13 protein-coding genes are annotated in these 14,064 nt (G+C 67.1%); 5 read left to right on the forward strand and 8 right to left on the reverse strand.

The genetic code is table 11. The features are described 5' to 3' along the window. Window positions 1-228: 228 nt before the first annotated feature. Window positions 229-1,251, reverse strand: coding sequence for a transketolase family protein (locus V5F77_RS18780; protein ID WP_429006868.1), 1,023 nt, complete (start codon window positions 1,249-1,251; stop codon window positions 229-231). Between the two features lie 3 nt (window positions 1,252-1,254). Then, window positions 1,255-2,148 (reverse strand): transketolase, encoded by an 894-nt coding sequence (locus V5F77_RS18785; RefSeq protein WP_429006869.1) that lies wholly within the window; start codon window positions 2,146-2,148, stop codon window positions 1,255-1,257. A 703-nt stretch (window positions 2,149-2,851) separates the two neighbouring features. On the opposite strand from V5F77_RS18785, the gene V5F77_RS18790 reads away from it, so the two are divergent. Together V5F77_RS18790 and V5F77_RS18795 are read left to right on the forward strand one after the other, a co-directional pair. Next, window positions 2,852-3,958: a glycerol dehydrogenase gene (locus V5F77_RS18790; protein ID WP_429006870.1), complete on the forward strand. Its 1,107-nt coding sequence runs from the start codon at window positions 2,852-2,854 to the stop codon at window positions 3,956-3,958. Window positions 3,959-3,998: 40 nt separating this feature from the next. Further along, window positions 3,999-4,706 carry a GntR family transcriptional regulator gene (locus tag V5F77_RS18795; RefSeq protein WP_429006871.1) on the forward strand — a complete coding sequence of 236 codons (708 nt, stop codon included), beginning with the start codon at window positions 3,999-4,001 and terminating at the stop codon, window positions 4,704-4,706. 379 nt (window positions 4,707-5,085) lie between these two features. On the opposite strand, the gene V5F77_RS18800 is transcribed toward V5F77_RS18795, so the two are convergent. From V5F77_RS18800 to V5F77_RS18825, 6 genes are all read right to left on the reverse strand, one after another. Beyond that, window positions 5,086-5,784 carry an SDR family NAD(P)-dependent oxidoreductase gene (locus V5F77_RS18800; protein ID WP_429006872.1) on the reverse strand — a complete coding sequence of 233 codons (699 nt, stop codon included), beginning with the start codon at window positions 5,782-5,784 and terminating at the stop codon, window positions 5,086-5,088. 36 nt (window positions 5,785-5,820) lie between these two features. Further along, on the reverse strand, window positions 5,821-6,537 hold the full coding sequence (locus V5F77_RS18805; protein WP_429006873.1) for an ABC transporter ATP-binding protein: 717 nt from the start codon (window positions 6,535-6,537) through the stop codon (window positions 5,821-5,823). Further along, entirely contained in the window at window positions 6,518-7,261 is a 744-nt protein-coding gene (locus tag V5F77_RS18810; protein ID WP_429006874.1) for an ABC transporter ATP-binding protein, read from the reverse strand. The genes V5F77_RS18805 and V5F77_RS18810 overlap by 20 nt, the downstream gene beginning before the upstream one ends. Then, window positions 7,258-8,292, reverse strand: a complete 1,035-nt coding sequence (locus tag V5F77_RS18815) for a branched-chain amino acid ABC transporter permease (protein ID WP_429006875.1) — start codon at window positions 8,290-8,292, stop codon at window positions 7,258-7,260. The genes V5F77_RS18810 and V5F77_RS18815 overlap by 4 nt, the downstream gene beginning before the upstream one ends. A gap of 8 nt (window positions 8,293-8,300) precedes the next feature. Continuing rightward, the gene (locus tag V5F77_RS18820) at window positions 8,301-9,185 is read right to left on the reverse strand and encodes a branched-chain amino acid ABC transporter permease (protein WP_429006876.1); all 885 of its coding nucleotides are present in this window, start codon (window positions 9,183-9,185) and stop codon (window positions 8,301-8,303) included. Window positions 9,186-9,531: 346 nt separating this feature from the next. Then, window positions 9,532-10,812 carry an ABC transporter substrate-binding protein gene (locus V5F77_RS18825; protein ID WP_429006877.1) on the reverse strand — a complete coding sequence of 427 codons (1,281 nt, stop codon included), beginning with the start codon at window positions 10,810-10,812 and terminating at the stop codon, window positions 9,532-9,534. A 274-nt stretch (window positions 10,813-11,086) separates the two neighbouring features. On the opposite strand from V5F77_RS18825, the gene leuC reads away from it, so the two are divergent. Genes leuC through V5F77_RS18840 form a run of 3 tightly spaced genes read left to right on the forward strand, consistent with a single transcriptional unit; the run spans window position 11,087 to window position 14,054 of the window. Then, window positions 11,087-12,544 (forward strand): 3-isopropylmalate dehydratase large subunit, encoded by a 1,458-nt coding sequence (leuC, locus tag V5F77_RS18830; RefSeq protein WP_429006878.1) that lies wholly within the window; start codon window positions 11,087-11,089, stop codon window positions 12,542-12,544. Next, complete coding sequence (gene leuD, locus V5F77_RS18835) at window positions 12,541-13,149, forward strand: 3-isopropylmalate dehydratase small subunit (protein WP_429006879.1); 609 nt, start codon at window positions 12,541-12,543, stop codon at window positions 13,147-13,149. The genes leuC and leuD overlap by 4 nt, the downstream gene beginning before the upstream one ends. Further along, window positions 13,137-14,054 carry an alpha/beta fold hydrolase gene (locus V5F77_RS18840; RefSeq protein WP_429006880.1) on the forward strand — a complete coding sequence of 306 codons (918 nt, stop codon included), beginning with the start codon at window positions 13,137-13,139 and terminating at the stop codon, window positions 14,052-14,054. Before leuD ends, V5F77_RS18840 begins: the two co-directional genes overlap by 13 nt. The last annotated feature ends 10 nt before the right edge of the window (window positions 14,055-14,064 follow it).

Below are 14,064 nucleotides of genomic sequence, written 5' to 3' on the forward strand. Positions count from 1 at the left end.
CATTGCGGGCGGGTGAGGGGGCTCGGGCGCTGCGCTTTGAGGAGACGGGGCGTTGCGTGGCGGGTGCCCCCCTCACCCCGGCCCTCTCCCCGGCGGGGAGAGGGGGAGTTCCGGGCGTGTCGAGGGCATGAAGGGGCCTCTTGGGTTTCGTTTCTTACCCTCTCCGGTCCCACCTCTCCCCGCCGGGGAGAGGTCGCCCGCATTGCGGGCGGGTGAGGGGGGCTCGCCTCAGGCGGTGCCGCCGCCGATGGCGTTCAGCACCACGTTCTCAATGCCGGCGGCGTCGAGCTTGTAATGGGCGTAGAGGTGGGTCGGCGGGGCGATCAGGCTGTATTCGTCGTGGATGCCATGACGGATCAGCTTCACCCCCGCGCCCACCTCGGTGAGCACTTCGGCCACAGCGCTGCCGAGGCCGCCGAGCACATTGTGCTCTTCCGCCGTCATCAGCAGCTTGGAGCGCGCGGCCGCCTTCAAGATCGCCGCCTTGTCGATGGGCTTGATAGTGGGCATGTCGATGACCCCCACCGAGCGGCCCGCCGCGTTCAGCTTGCGCGCCGCCTCCAGCGCCGAATGCACCGGCATGCCGCAGGCGATGATGGTGATTTCATCGCCCGCGACATGCTCGATCGCCTTGCCGAATTCGAACGCCACGCCGGGCGCGTACACGTCCGGCTCGCGGCCGCGGCCGATGCGGAAATAGATCGGCTCGGGATAGTGCGCCGAGGCTTTGATGGCGGCGGCGAGCTGGGGGCCGTCGGCGGGCGAGACCACGGTGAGGTCCGCGATCGCGCGCATGGTGGAAATGTCCTCGGTCGCGTGGTGCGAGGTGCCGTAGAAGCCGAGCGAGATGCCCGTGTGGTGGCCGATGAGCCGCACCGGCTGGCCGCAATAGGCGACGTCCATGCGGATCTGCTCGCAGCACAATAGCCCGAGGAAGGAGGCGAAGGTCGCCACATAGGGCTTGAGCCCGGTGGTGGCGAGGCCGGCGGCCGCCGTCACCATGTTCTGCTCGGAAATGCCGAACTGGATGTAGCGCTCCGGGAAGCGTTGAGCGAATTTGGACAGGCCATTGGAATATTGCAGGTCGGCGGAGCCGGCCACCACGGGCTCGCCTTTCTCAACAAGGCCGATCAGGGCGTCGGAGAGATGGGAGAGGCCCGGCGTCTTGGCGTTCAGCTCGCGATACTGCCACGAGTTGGGCGAGAGCGGGCGGCTTGCGGGGGAACGGTTCGGGGACAGGGTTTCAGTCATGGCTCAGATGTCCCTGTTCATGATTTCTTCGATGGCGATCTTCGCATCGGACGGGTCGAGATAGCCGAGGTGCCAGCCGGGCTCGGTCTCCATGTAGGAAACGCCCTTGCCCTTGAGGGTGCGGGCGATGATGCAGCACGGCCTGGTGCGGGTTTCGTCCGCCTTCACTTGGCGCAGCAGGGTGGTGAGTTCTTCGAGATTGTGCCCGTCGACGATGTGCACCTCCCAGCCGAAGGCGCGCCATTTCTCGTCCAGCGGCTCGATGCCCATCACCTCGTCCACGGCGCCGTCGAGCTGGAAGCCGTTGCGGTCGATGATGGCGACCAGCTTGGAGGCCTTGTGATGGGCGGCGGAAAGGGCCGCCTCCCACACCTGGCCTTCCTGCATCTCGCCGTCGCCCAGCATGACGAACACGTTGAAGTCGAGCTTCTGCATGCGTCCGCCGAGCGCCATGCCGAGGCCGGCGGAAAGGGCATGGCCGATGGAGCCGGAGGAGAAATCGATGCCCGGCACCTTGCGCATGTCGGGATGGTCGCCGAGCGGGTTGCCGAGGCGGGTGTAATTGTCCAGCACCTCTTTCGCGATGTAGTCGAACTCGGCGAGGATCGGGAACAGGCCGACGGCGGCGTGGCCCTTGCCCATCAGGAAGCGGTCGCGATCCGGGCGGGTCGGATTGCCCTTCTCGATGTCCATGATGTCGTAATAAAGCGCCGCGAAAATCTCGGCGGCGGAGAATACCGAGCTGTAATGGCCGACCTTGGCCACTTCGATCAGCCGGATGGTCTCCAGGCGCACGAAGCGCGCTTTTTCCCGCAGCATCGCGATGGTTTCCGGGGTCGGCCGGAAGTTCGAGGCGTGCTGTGCGGGCGGTGAGGATGGGCTTGCGGCCGCGCTCATATGGGCTCCCAATGTTCCGGCCGCCTTCGCGCTGCGAGGGTGCGGGCGGCTTCGTGCAGCGAAACCGCGCTGCGTCCCCGCAGTCATAAAATATGATATATCATTCTGCAAGAAGATCCCGTGTGACCCCCTCACCCCGGCCCTCTCCCCGGCGGGGAGAGGGGGATTCTGGGCGGAGAGGAGAGGGGGCAGGATGCGATCTCTCGGGTCTCGTTTCCGCTCTTGCCGGTCCCACCTCTCCCCGCCGGGGAGAGGTCGCCCGCTTGCGGGCGGGTGAGGGGGCTCTGGCGCTGCGCTTTTGAGGCGACGGGACGTTGCAGGCGGGTGCCCCCTCACCCCAGCCCTCTCCCCGTGGGGGAGAGGGGGAGGTCTGGGCGGAAAGGAGAGGGGGACATGAAGCCACCTGTCGAGTTTCGTTTCCCGCTCTGGCCGGTCGCACCTCTCCCCGTGGGGGAGAGGGGGAGGTCTGGGCGGAAAGGAGAGGGGGAGTCCTGTTCTGTCTCACCTCTCCCCGACGGGGAGAGGGGGAGTTCCCGTGCTCCGGCGAGAGAGGGTCGTGCGCCAATTTCGCACACGACGAATTGCGGCGGTGTCATGCACGATATATCATATTCGCACTGCGTCACGGCGACGGCCCCAGGGCGGTGCCGTTTCGTCGCATTTGCAACGGGCGCGGCCAACGCGCCGGCTGGGGAAAAGCACAATGAAGGTTTTCGGAGCCCCGCGTCGCTATATCCAGGGCGCAGGCGCGCTCGTCCATCTTGGCACTGAGATCGCCCGCATCGCCAAAGATGCGGTGCTGGTGATCGATCCGTTCATCGATGCCGCCTATGGCGTGGCCATCGCCGATGCCTGCGCGGCGGCGGGCGTGGACCTGCGGCGCATTCCCTTCGGCGGGGAAAGCTCTCCGGCCGAAGTGGACCGCCTGCTCGAAGCCTGCGGCGATAAGCTGCCGAGCCTGGTGGCGGCGGCCGGCGGCGGCAAGTGCATCGATGCCGGCAAGGCGCTCGCCGGGCGGCTCGGCGCGAAGGTCGCGACCATTCCCACCATCGCCTCCACCGACGCGCCCACCAGCCATAATTACGTGCTCTATGACGACCATCACCGGCTGCTCGCGGTCGAGAAACTGCCGGCCAATCCCGACCTCGTGCTGGTGGATACGCAGGTGATCGCCCAGGCGCCGCGCCATCTGTTCCTCGCCGGCATCGGCGATGCGGTGGTGAAGCTGTTCGAGGTGGAACGCTGCGTGCGCGCCAAGGGCAAGAACATCTATGGCGGCGCGCCGGTGGAAAGCGCGCTGATCCTCGCGCGCGGCTGCTACGACATCCTGCGCGCCCATGCCGAGGATGCGCTCGCCGCCGTGGACCGTAAAACCGCCGACGATGCGCTCGATCTGGTGGTGGAGGCCACCGTGCTGATGAGCGGGCTCGCGTTCGAAAGCGGCGGCCTCTCCATCTCCCATTCCATGACGCGCGGCCTCTCCGCCGTGCCGAAATATGCCAATGCCCTGCACGGCTTCCAGGTGGCCTATGGCGGGCTGGTCCAGTTGCTGCTGGAAGGCCGCGACGCTGCCTTCATGGACGACATCATCGCCTTCTACGGCCGCATCGGCCTGCCGGTGAGCCTTGTCGCGCTCGCGGGCGCCGGGCCGACGCGCGAGGAGGCGGAGACCATCGCCCGCCTCACCCTGACCGCGCCCCACGCGCGGCATTTCCCCCGGGTGCTGGAGGAGGCCGAGATCGTCGCCGCCATCGCGGCATTGGAAGCGCGCGCGGGCTCCGGGTCGCAGGCGCTGCGGGCAGCAATATGATATATGTTCTGAGGGTTTAAGCAGGGAATCGCGGGATCAGATGGCCGAGCTGCAGCAAGTCGAGAAAGAGAATCTGTCGGCGCGGGTCTATGGCCGCATCCGGCGGGCGCTGATCGACGGGCAGTTCGAGCCCGGCGAGCGGCTGCGCATCTCGGCGCTGGCGGCTGAACTCGGCACCAGCATCACCCCGGTGCGCGAGGCGATCTTCCGCCTCGTGAGCGAGCAGGCGCTGGAGATGAAGGCCGCCACCGCCATTCATGTCCCGCTGCTGGACGCGGAGCGCCTGCAGGAGATCCAGCTCATCCGTGTGCAGCTCGAAGGGGTGGCGGCGGAGCGGGCGGCGGGACTCATCACCGACAAGCAATTGCGCAAGTTGGAGGCGATCCAAGCCGAATTCATCGCGGCGGCGGCCAGCAATCCCAAGAAGGCCAGCATCAAGAATCGCGACTTCCATTTCGCGCTGCTCGACATCGCCCGCTTGCCCCGGGTCGAATCCATCGTCGAGAACATGTGGACGCTGATGGGACCGCTTTTGAGCGTGTTCCATTCCACCATGCCGCCGCGCCAGATCGCCGGCAAGGACCACAAGCATTACGACGTGCTCACGGCGCTGCGGGCGCGCGATCCCCGCGCCGCGCGCGAGGCAATCCAGGCGGACATCGAATGGGGCCGGGTGCTGGTGGCCTGGGTCGAGGCGCAATCGCTTGCGCCCGCAGACAAGGATGCCGGCGCGCAGCGGCTGGGGTAGGGCGGGCGTTTTCGCTGCCCGATTTCCCCCTCACCTTCGGTGCGCGTTTCCCCTCACCCCAGCCCTCTCCCCGTCGGGGAGAGGGAGCGCCGATGGTTTCGGGCATAAGTGTTTTTGAAAACAACCGCTTCCGTCCGCACCACCCGTGTCCCGGCCCAGCGACGGCAACGCCGGAGCGCCGAGCCGGGACCCAGCGCAAGGTTCCTGCGAAGCAGCCAAACCGCGCCGCGCGCTCCTCTGAGGAAGCGCCTGCGGCGGTGTCGTTGCGCTGGGTCCCGGCTCGCGTTCCGCGCCAGAGGCGCTGCACTTTGCCGGGACGCGAGGTGGCATCCTCGCACCAAGCCTCTCGCTCCCGCGTGGGGGGAGGGGAAAGCCCCGCTCAGGCGATGCCGTAGCCGCCGTCCACCGGGATGATCGCGCCGGTGACATAGCCCGCCGCCGGCGAGAGCAGGAAATTCACCACTTCGGCTACGTCCGCCGGCGAACCCCAGCGCTGCATGGGAATGCGCGCCATGATGGGCGCCGCGCGCTCGGGATTTTGCAGGGCGCCGGCGGAGAGGCGGGTCTCGATCCAGCCCGGCGCCACCGCATTGACGCGGATCTTCTCCGGCGCCAGCGCCACCGCCAGCGAGCGGGTGAGCTGCACCACGGCACCCTTGCTGGAGGCATAGGCCGGGTTCCTGCCGGAGCCGAAATAGCTCCACATGGAGGCGATGTTCACCACGCTCCCACCCGCCGCCGCGAGCGCGCCACGGAACGCCATGGTGACGAGGTGCGAGCCGGTGAGGTTGACGTCGAGCACCCGGCGGAACCCCTCGGGCTCGAATTCCTTCATGTCGTGAAGGATCATGCCGGCGCAATTCACCACCGCCGACACCGCGGGATAGCGTGCGGCGAGAGCCGCGATAGCGGCGGCATCGGTCACGTCCAGCTCGGCGAAATCGAGGGCGAAATCCGCATCCTTGTCTCGGCCGACCGCAAGCGGCGTGTAGCCCGCCTGTGCAAGGCGTTCCGCGACCGCGCGGCCGATCCCCGTGCCGCCGCCTGTGACGATGGCGATCTTGTTGCTGCTGCTCACGAAAATGTCTCCGTCCCTGAGGGTCTCGCGGGCGCTTTACAGGCCGAGATAGCTGGCGCGCAGATGGTCGTCCGCCAGCAATTCCGCCCCGGTGCCGCGCATGGCGATGACGCCATTTTCCAACACATAGCCGTAATCGGCCATCTCCAGCACCTGAAACACATTCTGCTCGATGATCAGGATCGTGAGATCGCGTTCCTTGATCTTGGCGATGCTCTCGAACAGGCGGTCCACCATGATGGGTGCGAGGCCGAGCGAGGGCTCGTCGAGCGCCAGCACACGCGGCAGGGCCATCAGCGCGCGGCCCACCGCCACCATCTGCTGCTGCCCGCCGGAGAGGGTGGAGGCGTTCAGCGCCTGGCGCTCGCGCAGGATCGGGAACAGCTCGAACACCTCTTCCAGCGTCTGGTCGCGGCGCGCGCGGGCGCGCTTGTTCTGGGCGCCCACCAGCAGATTCTCGCGGATCGACATGCCGAGGAACAATTGCTTGCCCTCCGGCGACTGCACGAAGCCGCGCGCCACCACTTCGTGCGGCGGCAGGCAGAAGATGCTCTCGCCATGCAGCCGCGCCGCGCCCCGGTGCGGCCGCAGCAGGCCGGAGAGGGTGCGCAGCAAGGTGGATTTCCCCGCCCCGTTGGCGCCGATCAGGGCGACGATGGTGCCGGGCTCCAGCACCAAATCGATGCCGCGCAGCACGTCCTGGTCGCCATAGCCGGACCACAGGTCGCGAACCTCAAGCGCGGGCGTCGACATAGCGCTCTCCGAAATAGGCTTTGAGAACATCCGGCTGGCGCACTACGTCCTTGGGCGGACCGTCGGCGATCAGCTTGCCGTAGTCGAGCACGATCACCCGGTCCGACAGGCCCATGATGACCTTCATCACATGCTCCACGATCAGGATGGTGATGCCGAGGTCGCGCACCTTGCGCACCAGATGCACCATCTCGCCGGCTTCGTTCGGGGTGGCGCCGGCCACCACCTCGTCCATCAAAAGCAGCCGCGGCTTGGTGGCGAGCGCGCGCCCCAGCTCCAGCTTGCGGCGGTCGAAGGCGGTGAGATCGTCGGCGTCGGTATGGGCTTTGGCGCCCATGTCGAGGAAGTCCACCACCTTGTGCGCCTCCGCGCGGGCTTCCGCCTCGGCGGCGGTGCGCACGAAGCTGCCCACCATCACATTCTCCAGCACCGTGAGCCCGCCGAACGGCTTGGAGAGCTGGAACGTGCGGGCGATGCCGAGCCGGCAGATATCCCAGGGCTTGAGGGCGGCAAGGTTGCGCCCCTCGAACAGGATTTCCCCGGTGTCCGAGCGGATCGCGCCGGCGATCATGTTGAAGGCGGTGGTCTTGCCGGCGCCGTTGGGGCCGAGCAGGCCGAGGATCTCGCCCTGGTTCAAGTGGAAGGACAAGGTGGAGACGGCCTGCACGCCGCCGAACCTTTTGGAGATGCCCTTGACCTCCAGGATTTTCTGCGCCGCGCTCATTGTCCCTTGCCCTCCAGCGCGTCGGCCTTCACGGCGGCCTTGCGCGATGCGCTCTTCCTGGCGCGGCCGTCCAGCAGGCGTTGCAGCGGCACGATGATGCCCTTCGGGAAATAGATCACCGCCAGCATCAGCACGATGCCGTAGATCACCAGATGCAGGCCGAGGAAGCTGCCGCCGACGCTCGCCCGCACCATCTCGCCGATGGGATGCAGCAGCAGCGCGCCGAGCGTCGGCCCGAGGATGGTGCCCTGGCCGCCGACGATGGTCATGATCGCCATGTCGATGGAGATGTCGATGCCCATGTTCCGCTCGGGATTGATGTAGCGGAAGAGCTGCGCGTAATAGGCCCCGCCGAGGCCGGTGAGGAAGGCGCTGATGGCCAGCGCCGCCAGGCTGTAGCGGGTGGGATCGACGCCCAGCGCCTCCGCCCCGTCGCGATCGCCGCGAATGGCCTTGAGATAGAAGCCGAGGCGCGAGCGCTCCATCAGGGCGGTGGCCGCCATCACCCCCACCAGCATGGCGAGGATGATGTAATAATAGGGCACCTTGCCGTCGAACTGGAAGGCGAGGAAGCTGGTGCCGCCCACCGGCGGCACGGTCAGCCCCTGCGCGCCCTTCAGCGGAATGCCGAGGAAATCGTCGGTGTTCTCCAGCCAGATCCGCAGGATTTCCGCGAACGCGATGGTGGTCAGCGTGAAATACGGCCCCTTCAGGCGGAAGGTGGCATAGCCCACCGGCACCGAGAGCAGGGCCGCGAACGCGCCGCCCGCCAGCATGCCGAGCCAGGGCGTCACGCCGAGCTGGGTGAACAGCAGCACGGTGACATAGCCGGCCACGCCCGCGAAGGCGGAATGGCCGAGCGAGAGCTGGCCCACATAGCCGCACACGAAGTTCCAGGACGAGGCCATATAGGCGAAGAACAGGATCATCGCGATGGAGTGCAGGATGTAGCTGTCCTGCACGAACAGCGGGACCGCGAGGGCGATGGCCAATAGCGGCACGCCGAGAACGAGGGTGAGGGTGTGGCGCATGGGAAACCTCAGGCCCGGCCCATGAGGCCGGCCGGCCGCAGCAGCAGGATCGCGATGAACAGGCCGAAGGAGAAGATCGCCGCCGAGGTGGCGGTGACGAACTGCGAGGCGACGGATTCGAACACCCCCAGCAGCAGCCCGCCGAGGATCGAGCCGGGGATCGAGCCGATGCCGCCCAGCACCACCACCAGGAACGACTTGATGCCGAACGACAGGCCGATGTTCGGCGTGATGGAAAAGAACGGCACCAGCAGCGCGCCGAACAGGCCGAGCACCGCGCAGCCGAGGCCGAAGGTGACGTTGTAGACCAGCGGCACGTTGATGCCGGACAGGGCGGCGGCATCGCGGTTTTGCGCCGTGGCGCGGATCGCCCGGCCCATTTCCGAATGCTTCAGCCAGAACGACAGCGCCGCCGCCACCACGATGGCTGCGAGAAACCCGATGAGGCGCGCGAGATTGATGGGCAGGCCGGCGACGAAGATGGATTCATAGGTGATGTCCACCGCCACCGAGCGCACATCCGGCCCGAAGGCCATGAGCACCAGATTGTCCACCACGAGATAGACGCCGGCGGTGAGCAGCAGGGCGCTGGTTGGCTCCACCACCAGGGCGCGCTCACGCTTGAACAGCGGCGAGATCACCACGCCCTGCACGAAATAGCCCACCAGGAACAGGAACGGCACGGTGGCGAGGATGCTCACATAAGGATGCAGGCCGAGCGTCGCCCACAGCAGATAGGAGCAATACATGGCCAGCATGAGGAACGAGCCATGGGCGAAATTGATCACCCGCATCACGCCGAAGATCAGGCTCAGTCCCAGCGCCACGCCGCCGTAGATGCCGCCGATCAAAAGCCCGTTGATGACCGCGAACGAGAGGGTCAGCAGATCCATATATTGTACTCCCGTAAGGTCATGCTGGGGGCGGAGCGGGGTGATGCTTTGGGGCGAAGGGGGTATTCGCGTCCCGGCCAAAGGGAGCGCCGGCACCGGCCGCGCGGCCTGCGAGCCGGGATCCAGCGCAAAACGCCGCCGAAGGCGTCTCACTTTCGAGGGCGCTTAAAGGCGGCGCGCGGCGCGTCTTGCCTGCTGCGCAGGTGTTCCCTGGGTCCCGGCTCGGCGCTCCGGCTGCGCCGTCGCTGGTCCGGGACGCGAATGCGCCCCGGCGTCCATACCCCAGCGTCTCATGCGCTTTGAAAACGCCGGCGGGACCTTGCGACCCCGCCGCTCAGGCTAGTGGTCAGCGCTTGGACCAGTCGGGCACGGGCCACACCGGCTTGGTGGTGGCGGCGCGGTTTTCGACCGGCCACACGGTGAGGCGCTCGCCGCCGATATTCTCGGAGATGACGCCGTGGGCGAAGGTGTTCTGGCCCTGGTCGTCGAACTTGATGCGCTGGTAGCCGACGATCAGCGCCATGCCGGACGTGATGTCGGTGGCGGCCAGGGCGTCGCGGATCTTGTCGCGATCCGCGGATGCCGCCCGCTCCAGCACGTCCTTGATGATGTACATGTTGGACACGCCCTGGGCGCCGTAGGAATTGATGTCGTAGCCGGCCAGCGCCTTGAAGCGCGTGTTGGCGTCCTTCACCTTCGGGTCCTGATCGGTCTTCAGGCGGTCGATCTGCCAATCTTCCTGGACGAACAGATAGTCCACGGCCTTCTGCGGCACCGCCTTGTAATACGACGGGTCCTCGGAGCCGCCGCCCACGGAGTGGATGCCGTAGGGAATATTCAGCTTGTTCTCAAAATACTGGCGGGTGAACAGGATGTGGTCCGGGGTATAGGCGACGATGATCAGCGCGTCGGGCTTGGAGGCGCGGATCTTCAGGAGCTGAGCGGTGAAGTCCACTTGGTTGGGTGGGAAGCTCTCGTCGAGGGTGACCTCGTAGCCGCGTTCCTTGGCGAATTTCTTGATGTTCGCCATGTGGGAGCGGCCCCAGTCCGAGCCCTCATAGAACAGGCCGATGGTCTTCGGCCCCTGGCCGGTCTCCTTCTTCAGGAGGTCGATGGCGTCGAGCTGCTCGCGCGCGTCGTAAGTGGCCTTGTTGTTGGGCCGGAACACGTATTTGAAGCCGCGCTCGGTGATCTCGTCCTTGACCGAGCCGGTGACGATCCAGGGGGTCTTGTAGCGCTCGGCCACCTCGGTCGAGGGGAAGGTGACGGCGCTGTTATAGGCGCCCACCAGCAGCGAGACATTCTCACGCTGGATCAGCCGTTCGGTCTCGGACGCGCCGATATCGGGCTTGGACTGGCTGTCGGCGAAGATCAGCTTCAGCTTGGCACCGCCCATGGAAGCGATGCCGCCAGCCTCGTTGATCTGATCGGCGGCGACCTGCGCGCCCATCTTGGTCTGGTTGCCGATGGTGGCCGAACCGCCGGAGAGCGGCAGGACGAAGCCGATGGTCACCTCGGCCGGCTTCTGCGCCGGCGCCTGGGCATGGCCCGCGACCGGCGCGAGCGCGGCCCCCGCGACCAGGGCAGCAGCGAATCCCCATGCTTTGGGCAATGACAATGTGCGCATCTTTCCTCCCAGGTATTCAGGTCGTTCCCCGGCGGGCCGACCCTCTTTTTAGTATGCATGATATATCATGTTTTGCGACAAGGCTGTCAAGCCGGCGGTGGCGCGCGGGTTGGGAGGACGGGGCGGCTCTGGCGTCCCCGCTCGCCTCCACCATATCCGGGCCGGCGATCGCGCGGTGGAGGGGACGCGCGGTCGCCGGGGTCGCCGGGGTCCATGCCGGTGCGCGCACGCATTCATGCGTAGCTTGCATCACCACCGGGCCGCGATCGGGTGCATGATCGCCGCCGAAGCGGGACGAGCAGAGAGCGGGATCGTGGCCAAAACCCTGTACGACAAGCTGGTGGACGCCCACACCGTGCGCCGCCTCGATGCGGACGGGCGGCAGGTGCTGCTTTATATCGACCGCACGGTGCTGAACGAATACACCAGCCCTCAGGCCTTCACCGGCCTGCGCGAGGCGGGCCGGCCCTTATGGCGGCCGAAGGCGGCGCTCGGCACGGTGGACCATGTGAACTCCACCGCCAGCACCCGCACCGCCCGGATGCCGGATGAAGAGGCGCAGCGCCAAGCGGTCTATTTCGCCGAGAACTGCCGGGATTTCGGCATCGAATTGTTCGACGTGCTGCATCCCCAGCAGGGGATCGAGCATGTGGTGATGCCCGAGATCGGCCTCGTTCTGCCGGGCCTGGTGATCGCCGCCGGCGACAGCCACACTACCACCTATGGCGCGTTCGGCACGCTCGGCTTCGGCATCGGCACGTCCGATATCGAGCATTATCTGGCGACCCAGACCCTGGTCTACCAGCGCCTGAAATCCCTGCGCGTGACGGTGTCCGGCCGCCTCGGGCCGGGGGTGCGGGCGAAGGACATCGTGATGGCGCTGATCCGCGACATCGGCGCGTCGGGGGCGACCGGGTCGGCGGTGGAATTTGCCGGCGACGCCATCTCGGCGCTCAGCCTGGAAGGCCGCATGACCCTCTGCAACATGGCGGTGGAATGCGGTGCGCGCGGCGCGCTGATCGCACCGGATGAGACCGTCTTCGCCTATCTCAAGGACCGCCCGCGCGCGCCCAAGGGTGAATTGTGGGACATGGCGGTTTCCCGCTGGCGGGGGCTGGCGAGCGATGCCGACGCGGTGTTCGACCGCGAGGTGCACATCGATGCCGGCGCCATCGCCCCCATGGTGACCTGGGGCACCAGCCCCGACCAGGCGGCCCCCATCGGCGGGCAGGTGCCGGACCCGGCGCTGGAGGCCGATCCCGACCGGCGGCGCGACATGGAGCGGGCGCTCGCCTATATGGGCCTTACCCCCGGCACGGCGCTGGAGGAGATCGCCATCCAGCGCGCCTTCATCGGCTCCTGCACCAATGCCCGCATCGAGGATCTGCGCGACGCGGCTTCCGTGGTGCGTGGCCGCACGGTGGCGCCGGGCGTGCGGGCCATGGTGGTGCCGGGATCGAGCGCGGTGAAGCGACAGGCGGAAGAAGAGGGGCTGGACCGCATCTTCGCCGATGCCGGCTTCGAATGGCGCCAGTCCGGCTGCTCTATGTGCCTGGCCATGAATGACGACGTGCTGGGCGCGGGCGAGCGCTGCGCCTCCAGCACCAACCGCAATTTCGAGGGGCGCCAGGGCGCGGGCGGCCGCACCCATCTCATGAGCCCGGCCATGGTGGCGGCGGCGGCGCTCTCGGGCCGCATCTGCGATCCGCGCCCTTATCTTGGAGAAGGATGATGCAGCCGTTCACCCTGATCGAAGGCATCGCCGCGCCGCTGCCGGCGGCCAATGTCGATACCGACGTCATCATGCCCAAGCAATTCCTCAAGGGCGTCGACCGCTCCGGCCTGAAGGAAGGCACGTTCGCCGCGCTGCGTTATGGGCCGGACGGCGCGCCGCGCGCGGATTTCGTGCTCAATCGCGAGCCCTGGCGGGAGGCGTCGTTCCTGGTGGTGGGCGAGAATTTCGGCTGCGGATCGAGCCGCGAGCATGCGGTGTGGGGGCTCTCGCAGAACGGCATCCGCGCGCTGATCGGCACCTCGTTCGCCGGCATTTTCTTCGACAATTGCGCGCGCAACGGCCTCTTGGCCATCACGCTGCCGACGGAGGAGGTGGCTGCGCTTCTGGCGCGCGTCGGCGATCCCGAGACCTGCCGGATCGTCATCGACCTGCCGAACCAAACCATCTCCGCCGCCGGGCTTTCGCTTGGCTTCGAGATCGAGCCGACGCGCAAGGACGCGCTGGTTCTGGGGCTCGACGCCATCGGCACCACCTTGCAGGCGCGCAACGACATCGCCGCCTTCGAAACGGCCTATCTCAAGGGAAATCCATGGCTGGCCTGAGCGATCCCGACATCGTGCCGCTGGGCGCGGCGCCCCTCATGGAGGGGTTCACGCTGCTGGACGTGAGCGTCGGCGAGGGCATCATTATTCGTGCCGCCAAGGCGGGGGAGGGGCCGCCGCTGCTGCTGCTGCACGGCCATCCCCAGACCCATGTCACCTGGCGCAAGATCGCCCCGAGTTTGGCGCGCACCCATACCGTGATCGCCGCCGATCTGCGCGGCTATGGCGACAGTTCCAAGCCGGAGGGCGGGGAGAACCACGTCGCCTATTCCAAGCGCGAGATGGCGAAGGACCAGATCGCGCTCATGCGCCGCTTCGGCTTCGATCGCTTCGCATTGGTGGCGCATGATCGCGGCGCGCGGGTGGCGCACCGCATGGCGCTGGATTTTCCCGCCGCCGTGGAGCGCCTCGCCCTGTTCGACATCGCCCCCACCGCCACCATGTATGGGCGCACCGACAAGGCGTTCGCCACGCGCTATTTCTGGTGGTTTTTTCTGATCCAGCGCTTTCCCCTACCGGAGCGGATGATCGGCAACGACCCGGAATATTTCCTCAACGAGCATATCCGCGGGCAGATCAAGATTTCCGGCGCGACCGAGCCGGCCGCCTTCGCCGAATATCTGCGCTGTTATACGCCGGCGACCATCCACGCCATCTGCGAGGATTATCGCGCCGCCGCCACCATCGATCTTGAACACGACGCGGCGGACGCGGAAAAGCGCGTGACCGTGCCCCTGCTCGCTCTGTGGGGCGGCATGGGCACGGTCGGCGCGCTCTATGACGTGCTGGAAACCTGGCGCGAGAAGGCGCGCGACGTGCGCGGCCGGGCGATGCCTTGCGGGCACACGCCGCAGGAGGAGTGCCCGCAAGAGACGCTGGCCGAGCTGCGCACCTTCCTGGCCTGAACCTCACCGG

It is taken from the genome of Roseixanthobacter psychrophilus (assembly GCF_043195195.1).
Classification (GTDB): domain Bacteria; phylum Pseudomonadota; class Alphaproteobacteria; order Rhizobiales; family Xanthobacteraceae; genus NCEH01.